18 protein-coding genes are annotated in these 19,196 nt (G+C 45.3%); 8 read left to right on the top strand and 10 right to left on the bottom strand.

Going from position 1 to position 19,196, the window contains the following annotated elements; genetic code table 11:
* The first annotated feature begins 12 nt into the window (after positions 1-12).
* Entirely contained in the window at positions 13-804 is a 792-nt protein-coding gene (locus tag ASULF_RS00860; RefSeq protein ID WP_015589803.1) for an HAD-IIA family hydrolase, read from the top strand.
* Here ASULF_RS00860 and arcS read toward each other — a convergent pair.
* The 5 genes from arcS to ASULF_RS00835 form a co-directional block, all read right to left on the bottom strand.
* Entirely contained in the window at positions 801-2,411 is a 1,611-nt protein-coding gene (arcS, locus tag ASULF_RS00855) for an archaeosine synthase subunit alpha (protein WP_015589802.1), read from the bottom strand. The two genes, ASULF_RS00860 and arcS, sit on opposite strands and share 4 nt — an antisense overlap.
* An 8-nt stretch (positions 2,412-2,419) precedes the next feature.
* A complete protein-coding gene (gene tgtA / locus ASULF_RS00850; protein WP_015589801.1) occupies positions 2,420-3,871 on the bottom strand; it encodes a tRNA guanosine(15) transglycosylase TgtA in 1,452 nt (483 codons plus the stop codon).
* A gap of 65 nt (positions 3,872-3,936) precedes the next feature.
* Positions 3,937-4,992 (bottom strand): M42 family metallopeptidase, encoded by a 1,056-nt coding sequence (locus ASULF_RS00845; protein WP_015589800.1) that lies wholly within the window; start codon positions 4,990-4,992, stop codon positions 3,937-3,939.
* Positions 4,993-5,007: 15 nt separating this feature from the next.
* Positions 5,008-5,586: a 6-phospho-3-hexuloisomerase gene (gene hxlB, locus ASULF_RS00840; RefSeq protein WP_015589799.1), complete on the bottom strand. Its 579-nt coding sequence runs from the start codon at positions 5,584-5,586 to the stop codon at positions 5,008-5,010.
* Between the two features lie 63 nt (positions 5,587-5,649).
* The gene (locus tag ASULF_RS00835) at positions 5,650-6,423 is read right to left on the bottom strand and encodes an arginase family protein (RefSeq protein WP_015589798.1); all 774 of its coding nucleotides are present in this window, start codon (positions 6,421-6,423) and stop codon (positions 5,650-5,652) included.
* 51 nt (positions 6,424-6,474) lie between these two features.
* Here ASULF_RS00835 and ASULF_RS00830 point away from each other — a divergent pair, with 51 nt between their 5' ends.
* The 7 genes from ASULF_RS00830 (at position 6,475) to ASULF_RS00800 (ending at position 13,901) form a co-directional block, all read left to right on the top strand.
* Complete coding sequence (locus tag ASULF_RS00830) at positions 6,475-8,247, top strand: ASKHA domain-containing protein (protein WP_015589797.1); 1,773 nt, start codon at positions 6,475-6,477, stop codon at positions 8,245-8,247.
* A 5-nt stretch (positions 8,248-8,252) separates the two neighbouring features.
* Positions 8,253-8,891 carry an orotidine-5'-phosphate decarboxylase gene (gene pyrF, locus ASULF_RS00825; protein WP_015589796.1) on the top strand — a complete coding sequence of 213 codons (639 nt, stop codon included), beginning with the start codon at positions 8,253-8,255 and terminating at the stop codon, positions 8,889-8,891.
* Positions 8,892-8,894: 3 nt separating this feature from the next.
* The gene (dapF, locus tag ASULF_RS00820; protein ID WP_015589795.1) at positions 8,895-9,740 is read left to right on the top strand and encodes a diaminopimelate epimerase; all 846 of its coding nucleotides are present in this window, start codon (positions 8,895-8,897) and stop codon (positions 9,738-9,740) included.
* A 21-nt stretch (positions 9,741-9,761) separates the two neighbouring features.
* Positions 9,762-10,511, top strand: coding sequence for an MJ0144 family RNA dihydrouridine synthase-like protein (locus tag ASULF_RS00815; RefSeq protein ID WP_015589794.1), 750 nt, complete (start codon positions 9,762-9,764; stop codon positions 10,509-10,511).
* A 502-nt stretch (positions 10,512-11,013) separates the two neighbouring features.
* A complete protein-coding gene (locus ASULF_RS00810) occupies positions 11,014-12,399 on the top strand; it encodes an RNA-guided endonuclease TnpB family protein (protein ID WP_015589793.1) in 1,386 nt (461 codons plus the stop codon).
* Positions 12,400-12,453: 54 nt separating this feature from the next.
* Positions 12,454-13,308, top strand: a complete 855-nt coding sequence (locus ASULF_RS00805) for a damage-control phosphatase (protein ID WP_015589792.1) — start codon at positions 12,454-12,456, stop codon at positions 13,306-13,308.
* Between the two features lie 5 nt (positions 13,309-13,313).
* Positions 13,314-13,901 (top strand): cysteine-rich small domain-containing protein, encoded by a 588-nt coding sequence (locus ASULF_RS00800; RefSeq protein WP_015589791.1) that lies wholly within the window; start codon positions 13,314-13,316, stop codon positions 13,899-13,901.
* A gap of 24 nt (positions 13,902-13,925) precedes the next feature.
* Here the strand turns inward: ASULF_RS00800 and ASULF_RS00795 are convergent, their stop codons facing one another.
* From ASULF_RS00795 to mqnC, 5 genes are all read right to left on the bottom strand, one after another.
* Positions 13,926-14,666, bottom strand: coding sequence for a TatD family hydrolase (locus ASULF_RS00795; RefSeq protein WP_015589790.1), 741 nt, complete (start codon positions 14,664-14,666; stop codon positions 13,926-13,928).
* On the bottom strand, positions 14,667-16,190 hold the full coding sequence (locus ASULF_RS00790) for a 2-isopropylmalate synthase (protein ID WP_015589789.1): 1,524 nt from the start codon (positions 16,188-16,190) through the stop codon (positions 14,667-14,669).
* A gap of 47 nt (positions 16,191-16,237) precedes the next feature.
* The gene (locus ASULF_RS00785; protein ID WP_015589788.1) at positions 16,238-17,425 is read right to left on the bottom strand and encodes an HD domain-containing protein; all 1,188 of its coding nucleotides are present in this window, start codon (positions 17,423-17,425) and stop codon (positions 16,238-16,240) included.
* A 49-nt stretch (positions 17,426-17,474) separates the two neighbouring features.
* Complete coding sequence (locus ASULF_RS00780; RefSeq protein ID WP_015589787.1) at positions 17,475-18,104, bottom strand: hypothetical protein; 630 nt, start codon at positions 18,102-18,104, stop codon at positions 17,475-17,477.
* 65 nt (positions 18,105-18,169) lie between these two features.
* Entirely contained in the window at positions 18,170-19,192 is a 1,023-nt protein-coding gene (gene mqnC, locus ASULF_RS00775) for a cyclic dehypoxanthinyl futalosine synthase (RefSeq protein WP_015589786.1), read from the bottom strand.
* Positions 19,193-19,196 lie beyond the last annotated feature (4 nt).

Below are 19,196 nucleotides of genomic sequence, written 5' to 3'. Positions count from 1 at the left end.
ATTAAACCGCCTATGCATCCACTCCTCAGCAAAAAGGGCTTCATACTCGATGTTGATGGCGTTATTGGCAGAGGTAAAAAACCCATCAAGCCAGCAATTTCTGCGGTGAAAAAGCTCATCGAGATGGAAAAGAAAGTTGTTTTCGTTTCCAACAACTCAACGAGAAGCAGGAGAATCTATACCCGGAGGTTCAGGGATTATGGTTTGGAGGTTGATGAAGATCAGATGATTCTCACGACCTATGCTACAGCTCAGTATATCAAAGAGAACTATGGAAAAATGAGGATTTTCACAACTGGAGAGATCGGGCTGATAGAGGAGCTTGAGCTTGCAGGACATGAGATTGTTGATTATGAGGAAGCTGAGATGCTGGTGGTTGGATCCAACAGGGAGATAAACTTCGAGCTGATAACCAAAGCTCTCCGGATGTGCCTGAGCAAAAAGCCTTACATAGCAACCAATCCCGACAGGATATTTCCATCAGAGGATGGCCCGATTCCCGGAACGGGCATGATCATAGGGGCGCTTTACTGGATGACCGGCAGGATGCCGGATTGTATATGTGGAAAGCCTGAAAAGGTTATAATGCTCAAGGCTCTCGAGTATCTAGGCCTTGAAGCCAAAGATGTCGTCGTCGTGGGGGATCAGATAGATGTGGATGTCATAGCTGGAAAGAGCATAAATGCTGAGACCCTGCTCGTGCTGTCTGGAGTAACAACCAGAGATAACCTCGAGAATATGATCAAAAAGTATGGTGTGAAGCCGGATTATGTTCTGGAGGATCTATCAAAGCTTTTCGATTAATCTGACTGTATTCTTGTTTTTCTTTTCACACTCACAGCATAACCTTTATTACTCTCCATCATCTCTCTCCCGGACATCAATGCCCTGCCAACCCCAATAAATTCGCTGTTCCTGAAAATCACGACATCGTTTGGCCGTATTTTCTCATCCGCCCACTCTATCCCAGCGGAGAAGATCGTTCCCTTGGGTTCGAAATCTGCAATCTCGACATTGTATGTGCTGATCTTCTCTGCCATGGGAAGGTACACATCGAGCATGCCGTAAACGGTATCCACTCTCAGAGCGTTCTCCCTGTTTATAGTGGCGAAAATATTGGGATATCTCCCTTTGAAGTTCATGCTGAATTTGGTAAGCGATTTGAGATCCAGATCGAACTGATATCTGAACATGTGCTCGAAGAGAGAGCGATACCTGTCTTTTCTGCAATCTTCAACATTTTTAAGCTCTTCTTTAAGCCTTTCCATTGATTTCTTGGATGTTACTCCATTTTCGGCTGTGAAACTGGCGTCCTTCCCGGTAGCATCCAGAGCTTCTCTCACGACCTCCTTATAACCACCCTCTACATGGGCTATGATGTAATCGAATGAGTCGATTAAGCTGGATAGATGCTCAGCCACGAACTCTATCTCCTCTCCACTCCAGTGTCCTGTAACGGGGGTGTCATAGTTCATTGCTGGATAGCATAGCTCAAATTCCCTCGGCAGAACGAGGGGAGAGGAGATGATGATCTCGTCAACTCTTTTTATGAGATTCCCTAAATGGCTCAATATGGTTTTATGGGTTCTGGACAGGGAGTACGGCTTTTTAGCCGTGCATGGAAGAAGCAGAGCTACCTTTGTTTCTGGCTCATAAACCTCCTTGATTCTTTGGAGGAAGTATGATACCTCCATCCTGGTGAACGATTCGGTTGTTGTCGGGTAAACGATGCTCTTCTTGAACCTCGAATGCATTTTCTCGAAGAAATCGTAGTTCCTATCGGCAATTCTGAGCATAACTGTTAGCTCGGGTTGGGTTTTAGCCTTAACCTCAACATGGTTCCTCAGGCTCTCGTTTCTAATCAGCTGTCTCACGAGCAGAGCCTGCTCCTCAAGCTTTATCGTGTTGTGCCTCTTCAAAAGCTCTAAGCCCTCGAGATTTCTACAAGCCTCGCAGCTGCATGGAAGCTCATCCAGTGAATCGAAGTTCAGGACTCTTTCATGAAAGTAAAGCCCTTTGTGGGCTGAAGCTATTGCCATAGCGTTGTCGAAGAAGTCAACTCCGAAATAGCAGAGCAGGGGGATGTTCTGAGGGGTGGCGATTGCTGTGGCTATCATCGGCTTTGTTAAGCTTTTCTGTCTGATTTCGATCAGCAGCTCAACAACCTTTGAAGGTGGAACAGCGGTCAGACCAGAAGCTATGAGAAACTCCTTCTCCACAAAAAATTTCTCAAAAGCTTGGGGATCGAGTTCTTTAATGCTGTATGGGACTAGGTTTATGATTTCATCTATAAACTCAGGGGGGTTCTCGATGTCAATCACGAATGGAGTCTGGAATTTTTCTCCGTTGAAATCGAATTCCGCTATTCTCGCCCATCCGTCTCGCTTTATTAAAGAGCAGGTGGCTTTCATGATTCACCTCATTCCAGCAGAATTATGTTTTCAGGCGGGTTACGGGATTTCATAACCTCTTTCCATCTATCCGACACATTCAGCCTGAATTTTACATCCCTGTTCTGCTCTGCAAACCTGTACAGAATGTCAAGGGCCTTGACTATGGCCTCGTCCTCGATATACTCCTCATCCGGAAATTCAGCATGCCCGGAGGGGTAGTTCTCAGCGAACGAGAGACCGAAGACTGGAACAAGATAAAAATCAGCCCTTTCGTTTTTATCAGATGATATTAATACCTCTTTCTTGTCGATTTCGATATTCATAATCCTCCTTTCATGCCTAACAACTGCTGGTCTGTAGATGCTTTCTATCCCTGTATAGAAGAATCCCTGTTTCGATACCGGATCGTACTTTTCCATCAGGTCGATATAGTCTCTTACAACCCTCCATCCAGATAGCAAATATGGATGGGACCTCACTCTTGTCTCAACAAGCTCGAACAGGTTGTTCTCCCTTATCGCCTGCTTTATCGTGTTGATCTCCTCAAAACAGACATACAGGTTGTGCTTCCCGAGCAGAATCTCTCTGTCTCTTTTTTCCATACTTTTGACCTCTCTGGGGGTATAATCACTGCACACAGGGCATTTGCACGGGAAGTACTGAAGCTCCTCAAGCTTTTTAGTGCCATTTACCGTAAGATACCTTCCATCCTTTGCATACAGTGCATACGCTGCGGAATCAAAGAAGTCACAGCCAAGGGCAACAGCCATCGCGAACACCATCGGATGCCCTGCTCCAAACAGGTGGACAGGGGCTGAAGGGGGGAGCGCGGACTTAACTTCCAGAATTATCCTGACAACATCCTGAAACCTGTACGCGTCGAGCAGGGGAACAACTCCTCCAATGGGATAAAAATCGGCATTCAGCTTTGAACACTCTTCAGCGCTCTTTCTTCTCAAATCCAAATAGGTTGAGCCCTGAATGGGTGCGGAAATCAGTCTATCATCTCCAATCTCCGAATGCAGATCTATGGCTTCTTTCTCTCTCTTTAAGGTTATTTCAAGGTCTCTTTCAGCTTTCTCCCTGTCGATATCTGGCAGGGAGGGTATGTCAAGCGGGACAACTATGTCTGATTTTATCCTGTTCTGAAATTCAATGATCGTTCTGTTGTCAACCTCGACATCCCCATATACCATCAGCTGATAACTCCCGCTGTCAGTCATCACGGGCAAATCGCTGTTTATGAGCCTGTGAACTCCCTTACTTTCGGCAACCTCCCTCAAATCCCGACTTCTGTAAATTATGTATGAGTTCGTGATTACAATCTCAGCACCTATTCTCTTCAAGTCCTTAACTGGGATAAAGTCTATGTTTGGATTTATCACAGGCATCAGAGCTGGAGTTTCAACAACTCCTGATGGAGTCTTCAGCCTCCCTATTCTCCCCATTGCATCTTTGTGCAGAATCTCAAATCTCATTGCTGAGAGTTAGTAATAGATGTTAAAAAAGTATTGCAAGGTTGTTGCGAGTATTGACGAAAAAATTATTTGCTTCTGAAATACTCTTCGGCAGTTTCAAGCGATCTCGCAACGAGCTTTGCTGAATTCACAACATCGTTTACATCTATAACCTCAACCGGGGAGTGTATATACCTCGCTGGAACGCTAACAACTCCTGTCGGAATTCCGGATTTGGTCAGATGTATTGCAGTTGCATCTGTGGTTCCACCTTCTGCAACCTCCATCTGGTATGGAATCTCATACCTTTCCGCTGTACCCTTCAGCCACTCGATAACTCTTTTTGAGGCTATCAATCCCCTTCCACTCGCATCCACAACCGTAATCGCTGGACCGTTGCCGAGCTTGACATCCATGTATGCTGATTCTGTCCCCGGGAAATCCACTGCAACGCATACATCCGTTGCGATGGCAACATCTGGCTCTATTGCGAAGGCTGAAATCCTCGCACCCTTCAATCCAACCTCCTCCTGAACCGTTCCAACGGCAAATATCGTTGCCTTGCTTTCCGTGTTTTTCAGGGCCTCTATCATCACGGCCGTTCCTGCTCTGTTGTCGAAAGCCTTGCCGGTAACCTTGTTGTTCCCAAGCTCTCTGAATTCCCTATCTATGGTTATGGGTGTACCTATGTCTATTCCCAGCTCCTGAACCTCTTCCTTTGAGCCAGCTCCAACATCAATGAACATGTCCTTGATCTGGATTACCTTCTTCCTTTCATCGTCCCTCATCAGATGAGGGGGCTTGCATCCAATAACTCCGTAAACATTTCCCTTGCTTCCATGAAGAACAACTCTCTGGTTGAGGGCAGTTTGATCGAACCATCCACCCAGTGCTGCGAACCTGATGTAGCCCCTGTCATCGATGTACTTGACTATGAAACCAATCTCATCGATATGACTCGCTATCATTTCGGTAAATTCGTTGCCATTCTTTACACATATGATGTTGCCCATCGAGTCTATTCTGATTTCATCGACATGGTCTTCAAGCTCAGCCTTCACGACTTCTCTGACATCATCTTCGAACCCGCTAACGCCATGGGCATTGCTCAACTTCCTCAGAAGCTCTTTAACATCCTCCATAAAACCACCTTAAGGTCACTCCAGTATCGCATGCTTTTCTTTTAAGTTATCTTCAGTCAGACCTTTAATGTTTAAAAGCTCTGCTACAAGTGCATCGAGGAATATCATTGATGTCAGCTCGAACATCGTTCCGAGAGGAGCAAGCTTGGATATTCTGTCATCCTTTTCTGTCTTAACCTTCCCCTTGATCACCACGACAACGTCGCTCATCTTAGCCAGACTCGAGTTCGGTGAGCTGGTTATCACAGCTATCTTTGAACCCACCATGGATTTGGCTTTCATGGTGATGTTCACAACAGAGCTTGTCTCGCCAGAACCTGAAATCGTTATGAGCAGATCATCTTTCTTTATTTTTGGTGTGGTTGTTTCTCCAACCACATAAACATTGTAGCCGAGGTGCATGAGTCGCATAGCAAAGGATTTAGCGACAAAACCGCTTCTGCCAGCACCCATGATGAATATGCTCCTTGAACTCACTATAGACTCGATAAGTTTACCAACGCTCTCCATGTCTATGGATGTTCTCAGTTCCCTTATGTGATTCTCAAGGGTTTCGAGGAATTCGAGTATCATCTCACCTGTCAGAACTACCACCCCTTCTCAGCTGGGTCATGTGTTTAAGTACAATGAATTTATATAGTTTCCCAAATCCTCTCATCAGATGAGAACCGAAAAAATTTTTTTCGATATTCTCTCTGTAACCTCCGAATCAACTCCTCCTGACAGAATTATCAGGGTTTTAATTCTGGTTTTGGTTCCAAGCTCTCTGATCTTTCTGGCTATCCTCTCCAAACATTTTTCATCGAAGCTCTGTTCGTGAAGTTCCTCAAAAGCATCCTGTCCGAGATACCAGATAAGAGCATCATGCGATCCAGCATCCTCAAAAACTGAGTCGATTTCATCTTCCAATTTGCTGACATGTCTGCAAATTTTCGATTCATGTGATTCTTCTCTATTGCAGAAACAAAAAATTGAGATGTTGTCGTTGTATGCAGCATATTCAAAAACACCATCTCCATGGTGGATGTCCGTATCTATTACGGCTATTCTGGGCATGGAATCTTTCATAATGCTTATAGCAAGATTGACATCGTTGATAAACGAGTATCCTCTGAACCTATCTCTCATGGCATTATGCCCTGTCCCAGCAGTGGCGACTATCGCCAGATCATACTCATCGAGAAGCTTAACGGCAGTATAAACACACCATGCGGATTTGAAGGTAGCTTTGAATGCGAAAAATTTTTTCGACTTATCTATCATTTCCCTTGAGTGTATCTGATACAGCAACTCCTCATCGAACTCTAAAATTTCTGGCTCTTTATACTCTATCCCGAGCTCTTTTAAGGCTTTCTCAAACCCATAAAGCCTTCTACAAACTGCAAGATTTGACTCCTTCATCTCTGGAGAATACACAACAACGAATTCCATTATTTTAAGAATCCAGAAACTACTAAATATCTTTTTTGTAAAATCAATTTCATGGATGTTACAGAAAATGCCAATGTTACTGTCACATTTCTCCCCTCTGGAAAGAGGGTTACTGTGAGGAAAGGTTCTACGATACTCGAATCCGCACAGGAAGCTGGTGAGGGTATAAGGAGCATTTGCGGTGGGAAGGGGAGTTGTGGGAAGTGCAGGGTTGTGCTTAATAAAGGAGAGGTTGAGAAGAATCTGGAGGCTCATGAGAAGTTTTTAAAGCTTCTTGGTAAGCAAATCCTTGCCTGTCAGTCAAGGCTCCTGACTGATGCCGAGGTCTTCATCCCGGTGGAGTCGAGGCTCGAGAAACAGCAAATTCTGTCGGAATTTGTGGTTGGTGAGAGGGAATTCAATCCTGCAATCAGAAAGGAGTTTTATGAGGGCTCCTTCCTTCCAGAAGTTGTGTCCAAAAAGGGTTACAGGCTTAATTTCAGCCCTGAAATTGAAGAAGGAGATTTTACGATCGTTTTGAGAGGCAACGAAATAATTGCGGTTGAGGAAGGGGATACAAGGGATGAAAACTTCGGGCTTGCGGTTGATGTTGGCACGACTACTGTAGTTGGTGCTTTAATCAACCTGGGCGATGGTAGCATAGTGGATGTCAGATCGGACTACAACGGGCAGATAATTTACGGAGAGGAGGTGCTTTCAAGGGTAGAGTTCGTCAGGAGCAGGAAGGATGGGCTTGAGAAGATTAACAGGGCGATAATCGATACGATAAACAGGCTGATCGGTGAAATAATGGGAAATCTAAGCAGTAAGAGGATTTATGATATAGTGATCGCCGGAAACACCCTGATGACACACTTCTTTTTCAAAAAGGACATTGAATATCTATTTACAACATCTAACCCTAAAATCGAGAGGAAGGCTTTTGTTGATTATGCGAAGAATCTAGGGATCAATTCAAATCCGAACGCAATGGTATTCGGTTTTCCGTCTGTGGGGAAGTATGTTGGAGGAGATATAGTTGCTGACATTCTGGCATCAACGATACTCGAGTCTGGAGATATATCCCTGCTGGTGGATCTCGGAACAAACGGTGAGATAGTGCTTGGGAGCGAAGGATGGCTGATCTCAACCTCTGTGGCATCTGGCCCGGCATTTGAAGGCTACGAGATCGAGCATGGGAGCAGGGCTGTTGAAGGTGCGATAGATCATGTCAGGATCAAGGGTGGGAATCTAGAATATACCGTAATAGGAAACACGAAGCCGGCAAGCATTTGCGGTAGCGGGCTGATAGATTTGCTTGCTGAACTTTTCAAGAACGGAATAGTTGATTTTACTGGTAGTTTGCAGGATAATGAGAGGGTGAAGGATGGAAAGTTCATCGTTGCCTATGCTGAGGAGACCTCGACTGGTAAGGATATATTTCTGACCCAGAATGATATTGATACCCTTATCAAATCGAAAGCTGCGGTTTGTGCAGGAATAGCTGTTTTGCTCAAAAAAGCCGGGCTGAGTGTGGATGACATAACGAAATTCTACATAGCAGGGGCTTTTGGGTATTATATCAACATTGAAAATTCCACAATAATAGGCTTATTCCCGGAATTCCCGAACGCGGAGGTTGTGCAGATAGGAAACGGATCGCTTGCTGGAGCATACATGGCGATGACATCTGAGAGAAAGCGAAAAATTGTTGAGAGGATTGCCAGGGTTTTCACGTACTTCGATCTAAGCACAGATCCCAACTTCATGGAGGAGTACAATTCAGCCCTATCTCTCCCCGGAAATCCCGAGCTTTTTCCAACCATCTATAAGAAGTATGTGTGATGCATATGGTGGGTTTGATACTGGCGCTGGATGTTATGGACAGAAATAGGGCGATCTGGTTAGCCAGAGAGGTTTCAGAGTATGTGGATTACCTGAAGGTTAATTACCCACTCGTCCTCTCTGCTGGAATAGAGATAATCCGGGAGCTGAGCGAAATCAAGCCGGTAATCGCTGATTTTAAGATTGCTGACATACCCTATACCAGTTCACTGATTGCGAGAAAAGCCTTTGAGAACTCAGCATTTGCGGTTATATGTCATGGGATGGCTGGTAGTGATACACTGAAAGCTGTGCTTGATGTATCCGATGAGTTTGGTGGTGAAGTTTATGTTGTTACAGAGCTTTCAAGCGAGAGCGAATTCTTGAGAAAATTCTCAGACGAAATAGCGATGCTTGCAAGGGACATAGGCTGTCATGGCATAATAGCTCCTGCAACGAGAGCCGAGAGGGTAGCACAGCTGAGAAAGATAGTAGGGAGTATGAAAATTCTATCGCCAGGAGTTGGAGCACAGGGTGGAAGTGTTGAGGAAACGATTAAGGCTGGAGCGGATTACATCATAGTCGGGAGAAGTATTTATACCTCTGATGAGCCTAAAGCGGTAGCAAGGGATATCTATGAGAGAATTAAAGGTCTGGAGGTGTGATATGTGAGCAAGATAAAGTTCGTGAAACTGCATGGTAACGGAAATGATTTTGTCCTGGTGGATGAGTTTTCCGGCACAATAATCCCTGAAGACAGGAAACCAGAGTTCGTCAGGGCCGTATGCCACCGGAGGTTTGGTGTCGGGGCAGATGGAGCTTTGTTCGTTCAGAGGTCTGAGAAGGCTGATGTGAGGTTCAGATACTTCAACAGCGATGGAAGTGAGGCTGAAATGTGCGGAAATGGGATAAGATGCTTCACCAGATACCTTGTGGATGAGGGCTATGCTAATGACATCGTGAAGGTTGAAACTTTGGCAGGAGTGCTTGAGCTTGAGGTGAGCAATGGGGAGAAGTTTCTGGTGAAGGTGAACATGGGGAGAGTCAGGAAAAGGGCAGAAGATGTTCCGGTTAATACTGAAAAGGAGTTCTTCTGGGGAGAGAGAATAGGATCGATGGAAGTGTATGCAGTGAACTCCGGTGTGCCACATGCGGTGATATTTGTTGATGAGATAGACCACATGGACATAATTCCACCTGCGAGGAAAATAAGGTATCACGAGCTGTTCCCACATGGAATAAACGTCAACTTCGTTTCGGTTGCTGGCGAGAATGAACTCAGGATCAGGACATATGAGCGGGGAGTTGAGGATGAAACCTTAAGCTGTGGGACGGGAAGTGTGGCGAGTGCCTTTGTTGCAAAGGAGCTTGGATATGTCAGCGATCCTGTGAGGGTTATAACCAAGGGTGGTGAGCTGATAATCGAGTTCGATGGGGACATCGCCTACATGAGCGGCTCTGCCAACAGGGTGTTCGATGGAGAGCTGAATCTGAAGGAATTGAGGTTCGTGTAGAGAGAATACAGTTAGGTGAGCATGATCTTCAAAAACAGGTTATGTTTATCTGCAATGGCAGGAATAAACAACGCTGAATTCTGCTCGAAATTTCCTGTTGGTCTGGCAGTTCTCGGCGGATTCAGTGCTGATAAACGGAGCATGCTGGCATCGAAGAAGATTGTATGGAGAGGGAGAAGGGAGTTCCTATTTGAAGATCCAGTTAACGGAATAAAAGAAGAGATTGAGCGGTTTATCGAGCTATCTGATGCAGAGTTTGCCGTGAACGTAAGATCCTATACTGATAGGGGCTACATCGATGTGGCAGAGGCTGTAGCTGATTATAATGGGATCATCGAGATAAACGCTCACTGCAGGCAGCCGGAGATGATGGAGCTGGGTTGTGGACAGGCCTTGCTTTTCGATATCGAGAGACTCTGTGCAATAGTGGAAAAAACATCGGAGATCTGCACGACTTCTGTTAAGATAAGGGGGGGCTTGGATATAGACTATGCTGCTCTTGCTGAGAAGCTGAAGGAGCATGGCTGCGATATGCTGCATGTTGATGCAATGATTGTAGGTGGAAAGGCAGATCTGGATCTGATCAGAGAACTTTCCGGGATAATCTTCACGATAGGTAACAACTCGGTTACCAGCGTTGATGACGCGAGAAAGATGATAGAATGTGGTGCAGAGCTCGTATCCTGTGCGAGGGCCGTGCTGAGAGATGAAAACTTCTTTACCAAGCTTTTGGAGGATGAACTGTTGTCGCAGATGGTTGTGTTACATTAGCATTACTCGTCGCTAATCCTCGCAACTTTAGTCGTGGGATACAGCCACGAACATATGAGTGGATGGTAACCATGTGTATTTAATGGCTAAACAAGGGCATCGGATTTCAGCCAGAGGATGTGTGTACAACATCTACTATCACTTCGTATGGTCGACAAAATACCCATCCTGGCAGGTGAAGTTGCTTCAGGTATTCAGCACTTCACGAGGAAATAGAGCTAGGGAGATAGATCACGCTTCACGAGCAAGGAAGTTGTGCTACATCACGTTCATTTTTGTTACTGCAAACCAAAGTGGTCACAATCCCAGCTCGTTAAGATATTCAAGGGTGTGTCTGCCAAATTTTTTGAGAGGTTTCCCGAGCTGAAGCAGCAATTTTACAGAATCTGTGGAATCCTTCCTATTACGTGGGAACTGTTGGGAGATGTAACATGTAACAATTGTTATAAAGAAGTATGTGGAAATGCAAAAAAGACGAAGGAGCCCAAAAGGTGAATAAGCGGTGACCGTTACAACCACGATCCAGAAAACCGTTAAACTGCCTGTAAGCCACGAAATAACGAAGAGAAAGCTAGATCGTATTGAGAGGCTTTCAGCCAGATTGACGTACGCGATTTCCCTTTACCTTGACATTGTTATTGAAAAAGGTATTACCACCAGAAAAGAAGCAAACGCATATCAAAAAACAATTGCCGAAAGAACCGGACTCACTTCAGCCTTCATACAGTGTGCAAGGGACAGAGCCCTCGAGATGTATCGCAGCTACAAAAGACTGCACGAAAAATGGAAGAAGAGGGTGGAAGAACTCAAAAAGTCCCTTGAAAGGGCGAGAGCTAAGGAAAACAAAAACGGGATCAGAAAGCTAGAAAGGAAGCTTAAGAGAATGATGGATCGGGAACCCTCTCCTCCCTCTGTTAACAGAAAGCAACCTATCTTCTTCGACAGGAGGATTGGAGAGATCGTCTTCTCCACCTGCAAGAAGTTCAGGGTGTGGGCTAAGATCTCCACTCTGAGAAGGCACGAGACAATCTACATCCCTCTCCTCACTTATCCTTACGCCAACAGACATCTGAAATGGAAAATTAAGGGGTTTAAGCTCATATATAACTACAATCTGAGAAGATGGGAAGTCCACGTTACGATTGAAAAAGAAGTAGAAGTTCATGTTAAAGGTTATGCTGGCATAGATCTGGGAATGAAGAGGCTGGCTTACGTTAAGCAGGTAAGTGAGGGGGAGAACCGTGTTCTCTCCATTCCCAAGGAAGACCACCACCACTTCTTCAGGAGAATGCACGAACTCAACAACAGGATCGCAAGACTTCAGAGGTTGAAGAAGATCAAGGTTCTCAAAAAACTAAAAAACAAGCGGAGAAACATTGCCAGAGATTTCAGGAGAAAACTTGCGAAGGATGTTGCCAGCCACATCACCAACACAATCGTGTTCGTCGGCTACCCTAAAAACATACGGGATGAATACTACAGAGGTAACGGGAACAAACTTGCAAGGAAGAGACTCAACCGCTGGGCCTTCAAAGAGTTCGGCGATATTCTTATCCTCAAGCTAAAGGAGAACGAAAACCACGCCATCTTTGTTGGTGAAGTGTACAGCACCAAAACGTGCTGCGTCTGCGGATCCACAAACACCATTGTAGAGGACAGAAGCTTCTACTGCAAGAACTGCGATACCAAACTCGACAGAGATGAGAACGCATCAACAAACATCCTTTTGAAGGGTTTAAAGAAAACAGGGCTCGATGAAGCCATGCTGAGAGCGGGGGCTGCCGTGACCCAGCCCTTAAGTGTGGATGATGGGGGCGAAGAGCTCCCTGAACACACAACCTCCCTCCAGAGGGCTACGCCTGTGGTGAAGGGACGCCCTCCATTTTAATGGAGGGAGGAGGTCACGAAAGACTTATTAAAACCACCGTGCTAAATCGACTTGATGAAAATCTCACCCAAATGCCCTTCGTGCTTGCTGAACAGGGTGTACATGGAAGCCCGGATGTCAACAGATGATGCTGAGAAGATAGATCGGGCTGTTGAATTAGCACTGAAAATTCTGGCTGAGGAGTATCCTAAAAAGGGAATCAATGCGGTGATAGCAACAAGAATTCACAGGAAGGTGTACGAGGTGCTTGAAGATGAGGATCCCTACAGAGAGGTGAAGAAGAGGGCAAACGAGGTATCCCTCAAGTACCTGCCAGAGATTAAAAGGATAGTTTACAGGGATGATGCGTTCAGATCAACTGCAAAAGCCAGTATAATCGCGAACACGTTTGACTATGGTGTTATGGGTCATGAGGTGAACGATTCAGCATTTCTCGATTACTTCATCCGGAAATTCAGGGAGAGCCTGAAGATAGATAATCTTGAGAAGATAAGGAGTTTGTGCAAGGGGAGGGTTGTTTATCTCACGGATAATTGTGGAGAGATCGTTTATGATGCTCTGTTTATGAAGGAGATAAAGAAGATATGCGAGAGGCTGAGCGTTGTTGTGAGAGGAAGACCTATCATAAGTGATGCAACTTATGAGGATGCAGTAATAGCCGGGGTGGATAAGATAGCAGACGAGGTTCTCGATAACGGAGATGGAATAGGGATTATAGATGAGGAGTTGCCTGAGAAAACTAAAGACAGAATAGAGAATGCGGACATAATCATCGCCAAGGGAATGGCGAACTACGAGTGCTTATCTGATTCAGCTTACACGATAGGATTTCTGTTGACTGCGAAGTGTGAGCCGGTGGCGAAGTCCATAGGAGTTGAGGTAGGGGATATGGTTGCCCTTTTGAGGTGATGGGTATGGAGGATCTCAGGGAGAGAACGCTGAAAGACCTCTTTTCGGCTCTGGATGGTATAACCGGCCCGGTGCTGGAGTGCAAGTACTATCCATGCCATTTCGCTGGCCAGGACTGCTCGTTCTGCTACTGTCCTTTCTACCCATGCCTGAACTACGACATGGGCGGGGAGCTGAAGGTAACTTCTGATGGCAGCTATGTCTGGAGCTGCATGAACTGTGATCTGATTCATGATAGGGAATTCTCTGAAAATGTCATCTTCGCCCTCAGCAGGTATCCAAGGCAAAGGCTTGTAGAGGAGGACTGGGTTTTCTACAGCAAAATCCTTCAGGAGTTGCTCTATGGAGAGGAGCTTGCCGAAACCCTTGACTCATCGTACAACCTGATGAGGGCCATACTCATAGACAAGCACTGTGAAGAATTCGATAATACAGAATTCCTGGCCGTAAAGGTTGAAGAATTCAAAATAGTTACTGTAAGGAAAATAAGATCGATTGAAGAGGCTGAAAACGAGATAATAATCCCGATAAAGGAAAGAAACAAGTTCTATGGGTTCCTGAACGATAGCTATGTCATCTGCGAGAGGATTTAGGTTGCTGAATTGTGCTTAAGCTTGCTAAACACTAATGCCATAGAAGTCTTCTGCATTCCTCTTCGTTATCCTTGCAACCTCCTCTTTGTCCTCTTCTATCAGCTTTGAAATCTCATTCACTGCATACACCAGATTCGCAGGTTCGTTTCTACCTCTCTTTGGGGAGAGGAACGGGCTGTCGGTTTCGATAACAACATTTTCCAGATCCATCTCTCTAACAACCCTCTTCAGCCTATCTGAGAAGGTGACCATGGTTGAAATCGAAACAATGGCTCCAGAGTCTTTAGCAAGTCTGAAAGCTTTCAGACTTCCATTAAAGCAGTGTATCATCGCTTTGACACCATATCTGCTGGCAAGATCTATCGCCTCTATCTCAGCGTCTCTCGCATGAATGACAACCGGCTTATCCATCTCACTGGCCAATCTGAGAAAGCTCTCGAAGATCTTCTTCTGCTCGTCAAACGGCAGTCTGCCTTTAACCCTGTCGATTCCTACCTCACCTACGGCAACGATCTCATTCTGATGCTCCATTATCTGTGAAATAACATGCTCGTGCCCCTTGGTGTTCATTGTTGGCGAGAACCCAAGTGTTGCAAAAATATTGCTCGATTTGAGATTCAGGGCTTTGTGATTTGAGGATATGTCGTACCCTGAAACGACAATTCCAACAACACCGTTCGATATAGCTCTCCTGATAACCTCCTGCCTGTCCCTATCGAAGTTCTTTATCTGGATGTGGCAGTGAGAATCTATTAGTTCGTACATTCAATCCTCTGACTTTTCTTTCTTTTTCGAATCGAGTCTTTTCTTTATCATTAAATAGTTTACAGCGTTGATAACTGCATCAATGGAGGCCATAACTATATCCGGCCCGGCAGCCCTTGCTGTGAAGGACTTCCCAGAATCATCCTCCACCGTTACATAAACCTCTGCCAGAGCATCGCTCCCGCCCGTTATTGCATCCATCTTGAACTCGGTGATCTTTATCGTTTCACCAACAAGCTCCCTCACGGCCTTCAAAGCCGCATCCACCGGCCCAACACCGATGGCGGATTTAACCCTGCTATCGTTGAAGACATTCGCGTTTATAACAGCAGTTGGAGTGATCTTGTTTCCCGTGAGAACGGTAATCTCGTCCACAACAATTGCCCTATCCTCCTTTCTGAGTTCTCCGATTACAACCTCAGCTATTGTGAAGAGATCCAGATCTGTTACCTTCTTGCCCTTATCTCCAAGCTCCTTAACTTTCTCGAAGATCTTCGTCAGATCCTCCTCGTTGACTATGTATCCAGCATCCTCGAGCATCTTCTTGATTTGATGTCTCCCAGCATGCTTTCCGATGACTATCCTTCTCCTATGTCCGACCATCTCCGGAGTTATCACACCGGGCTCGAAGGTTGAAGCCTCCTTTATCACGCCATGTGCATGGATTCCGCTTTCATGGCTGAAGGCGTTGTCACCAACTATCGGTGTATTGGGTGGCAGCCTGAATCCCGTGAACCTTTCAACGAGCCTTGAGGTCTCAACCAGATACTCGGTTCTTATGTTGGTCTCTATGCCCTCCAGACTCTTGAGAATCATAACTACCTCTGCCAGACTCGCGTTTCCGGCCCTCTCCCCTATTCCATTAACGGTAACCTGAACCTGATCCGCGCCAGCTAAGACAGCCGCATGGGTGTTGGCAACAGCTAATCCAAAGTCGTTGTGGCAGTGCACATCGATTGGAACTTTCAGATGCTCCCTTAACTCTTTTATGAGGTTGTGAAACCTGAATGGAGTTGCAACTCCTACAGTATCGGGCACATTTATTATGTCAACTCCAGCCTCCTCAACCGCCTTGTATATCTCCTTAAGGTAATCGATTTCAGTCCTCGTGGCATCCATCGCAGAGAACATGCACTCTCTGCCGTGATCCTTGATGTACTCTACAGCCTCAACAGAGTCGTTGATGATCTCCTCTCTGCTCTTCTTAATCGTGTAATCTATCTGAATCTTTGAGGTTGAGATGAAAATGTGAACGAGATCAACTCCGGAATCAAGGGCTGAGTCTATATCTTCCTTAACTATTCTCGCCAGACCGCAAATTTTTGAGTCCAAATCAAGATTTACAATCGTTTTTACAGCCTCAAACTCCCCCTTGGAAGCTACGGGAAATCCGGCTTCAATATAATCAACACCCAGCTTGTCAAGCTGCTTTGCAATCTGAATCTTGTAGTTTATCGGGAAGGACACTCCGGGAGTCTGCTCACCATCCCTTAGCGTTGTATCGAACACGCTGATTCTCTTCAACCTCTCACCCCTCGAATGTAGATTTTAACGCTATAAAACATTTTACCTTAAAAATTTATGACTTCATCAAGCCTTCTCTGCTTTGGAATCCTTTCGATGTTGAACAATTTAACACTTGCCTTTGCGACAGCTCTAATATTTTCCTTTGTTGTGTATACACCGAGCATCCAGATATCCCTTTCAGCATCTCTTAGCGTTTTTACCAGTGGAGAGCAATCTTCAAGCTTTTTAAGCCCATCATCCATATGCACAAGTGCTGAAACCTCCCTGACATCTGTTTCTGGAGGTATATCCACGATAACATCATCCACATCGACATCCGCAATCTCAGCAATCTCCAGTTCTGCCCTCCTTTCGGAGATCTTCACATCTCCAACCCTATCTCTGCCAACATAAATTGCTCTCTTGAACAGATCCCGTCTGTCAATTCTGTCGATAATTTCTTTTGAGAAGCTGTTGGAACTTCTCAAAAAAGAAACCATGTCGTAGTCGTCCATCCTTACGAGATCCCTTGCCTCAAGTTCACCGAGCTCTATGCATCTCTCCAGGGCTTTCTCATACATCTTTCTGGCTATTCTGCAGACATGGTGATGATAAACGGTAGGATACATCATGAATCTTGAGATCAGCAGTGATTCTGCAGACTTAAGGCCCTTTTTGTCTATAACCAGCCGATCGTTCACGAACTTGGTCGTGTTTATTAGCCTCGTTATATCGAAAACACCATAAGCCACTCCGGTATAGTGAGAGTCCCTAACCAGATAATCCATCCTATCTGCATCTATCTCTCCGCTAACGATCCCGTAGGACTCCTCGCTCAGATGTCTTGCAACATCTCTCAGGCTGAAGCCAAGCTCTTTGATGACATCTTCTAGCTCTGTGCTTTTGAGGTAGAAGTCTATCCTTTCATGGGTTTTTCCCAGGTATCTCTTGATTATTCTTTCACTGCTGTGTGAGAAAGGTGCATGAGCGGAGTCGTGGATTATGGCGGAAATCAGAATCTCCATCTCGGAGTCTTTGCTAATTTCAAGTTTCTCTGTTAGCTTCTTGGTTATGTAAAAAACCCCTAGGCTGTGCTCAAACCTCGAATGGTTGGCTCCCGGATAAACGAGATTCGCGAACCCAAGTTGCTTGATCCTCCTCAACCGCTGAAGCTGAGGTGTATCGATTATCCTTTCAGCCCATTCTGGGAGCTCGATCATCCCGTGGACTGAATCCTGAATGAGCGTTCCCACGATGGCTTATCGGTTTGGTTGTATATAAGCTCTACTTAACAGTCACAGATCAGGACAGCATGAAGGCTGTACTGTAATTGCTTCCGTTATACATTATGCACTTTTTCTCGAGCGAGTTAATGCGTCTGAGGATTTTATACCACTCTTCTGGAGGAACTCTCGATATGGCCTTTCCATTCTTTTCAGCCAGCTTTAAAGCATTTTTTAGGTATGGATAGCTGTCGAGATCTATCTCTGAACATTCAGCATCTCCTATTTTTTCAACCGAGATGTACTTTGCGTTGTAATGTTCATGAGCCGAGTAGCCTATCAGAGCCATAAATGCAATGATGACACCGAGAACTGTAAGGAAGGAGTTGGCAGCTATGGATACCTCCTCTTTTCTGTTCCTTCCAAGTATTATGCTTCCAGCGATCAGGATGATTGCGAAAAGGATTATTGCTGATGGAGAAAACCTGATCACGGCAATTAAAGTCAGGGCTGTTGCTGCTGAAACAGCTATGTGTATTGCTGTCAGCTTCTCGGATTTTGTTAGGGTGTACAGAGATGAGAGCAGTATGGATATGGCCAGTGCCAGATAAACCATTGCTGGCCCCTCAATCCTGAAAAAGAGGCTCAGAAAGTTTGCTACAAATACTGATATAAAGCCAGCGATAAACGAGATCAAATAGGATTTCATAGTGGCAATTCAGTTTGATAGTATAAATATTTTCTGTCAAAAATAATTTTAGAAAACACAGTCAATTAAAACCATCGCAGGATATTGTAGTATGTGTCTCTCTGGGCAACCTTTCTTCCAGTGGTTTTCAGCAGTCTAACCATATCCTCAACCTTAATGCAGGCAATTTTCTTTCCGGTAGCTCTAAGCACATTCTCCTCAAGCATAACCCCTCCAAAGTCGTTGGCTCCGAAGTATAAGGCCAGCAACGAGACATCAAAGCCCTGGGTTAGCCATGATGCCTGTATGTTCTCTATGTTGTGGAGAACTATTCTTGAGATTGCGAGAATTTTCAGGTAGTGGGTGAAGGATGCAGGCTCTTTGATGGTTGATGTTAACTCGTTGTTTCCGGGCTGGTATGTCCAGGGGATGAATGCTGTGAAGCCTCCAGTTTCATCCTGCAAATCCCTTACTCTGAAGAGGTGTTCTACGATGTCCTCATGGCTTTCAACATGCCCGAACATCATCGTGGCGGTTGTTTTCATTCCAAGTCTATGGGCTTCTCTCATGACCTCAATCCACTCATCAGCACTGCACTTCTTCGGGCTCAGCTTTCTTCTAACCCTATCGGATAAGATCTCTGCACCCCCTCCGGGAAGGGAATCCAGCCCGGCATTTTTTAGCTTTTCGAGAACCTCACGATAGCTCAACCCTTCCAACTCTGAGAGAAACACTATCTCTGGAGGAGACAGGCTGTGAAGGTGTATGTTTTGGAATTTTGATTTTATCAGTCTGAAAAGCCCCTCAAACCACTCGATCCCGAGATCGGGATTCATCCCTCCCTGAAGCATAACCTGGGTCACTCCATGCTTTACAGCATCTGATATCCTGTCCAGAATATCATCGTAGCTCAGGACAAATCCGTCGTCCCTGTAGAACGCACAGAATTTGCATTTTGAAACGCAGATGTTCGTGTAGTTGATGTTCGTGTCTATGACGAAAGTTACAACATCTCCACATCTCTCTTTTCTAATTTCATCAGCCATTTTTCCGAGTTCGTATATCGGGATATCGAACAATTCTAAAGCCTCATCAAACTCCAGGCGCATAGAG

Origin of the sequence: Archaeoglobus sulfaticallidus PM70-1, from assembly GCF_000385565.1 — an archaeon.
Classification (GTDB): domain Archaea; phylum Halobacteriota; class Archaeoglobi; order Archaeoglobales; family Archaeoglobaceae; genus Archaeoglobus_A; species Archaeoglobus_A sulfaticallidus.
This window is presented reverse-complemented; position numbering and strand designations above follow the sequence as displayed.

Coding starts and splice junctions, on each gene's coding strand:
- arcS (WP_015589802.1), bottom strand. CDS start 2,411: ATGAAAGCCACCTGCTCTTTAATAAAGCGAGACGGATGGGCGAGAATA.
- ASULF_RS00815 (WP_015589794.1), top strand. CDS start 9,762: ATGATCTTCAAAAACAGGTTATGTTTATCTGCAATGGCAGGAATAAAC.
- ASULF_RS00800 (WP_015589791.1), top strand. CDS start 13,314: ATGGAGGATCTCAGGGAGAGAACGCTGAAAGACCTCTTTTCGGCTCTG.
- ASULF_RS00860 (WP_015589803.1), top strand. CDS start 13: ATGCATCCACTCCTCAGCAAAAAGGGCTTCATACTCGATGTTGATGGC.
- mqnC (WP_015589786.1), bottom strand. CDS start 19,192: ATGCGCCTGGAGTTTGATGAGGCTTTAGAATTGTTCGATATCCCGATA.
- tgtA (WP_015589801.1), bottom strand. CDS start 3,871: ATGAGATTTGAGATTCTGCACAAAGATGCAATGGGGAGAATAGGGAGG.
- pyrF (WP_015589796.1), top strand. CDS start 8,253: ATGGTGGGTTTGATACTGGCGCTGGATGTTATGGACAGAAATAGGGCG.
- ASULF_RS00805 (WP_015589792.1), top strand. CDS start 12,454: ATGAAAATCTCACCCAAATGCCCTTCGTGCTTGCTGAACAGGGTGTAC.
- ASULF_RS00830 (WP_015589797.1), top strand. CDS start 6,475: ATGGATGTTACAGAAAATGCCAATGTTACTGTCACATTTCTCCCCTCT.
- ASULF_RS00845 (WP_015589800.1), bottom strand. CDS start 4,992: ATGGAGGATGTTAAAGAGCTTCTGAGGAAGTTGAGCAATGCCCATGGC.
- ASULF_RS00795 (WP_015589790.1), bottom strand. CDS start 14,666: ATGTACGAACTAATAGATTCTCACTGCCACATCCAGATAAAGAACTTC.
- ASULF_RS00780 (WP_015589787.1), bottom strand. CDS start 18,104: ATGAAATCCTATTTGATCTCGTTTATCGCTGGCTTTATATCAGTATTT.
- ASULF_RS00835 (WP_015589798.1), bottom strand. CDS start 6,423: ATGGAATTCGTTGTTGTGTATTCTCCAGAGATGAAGGAGTCAAATCTT.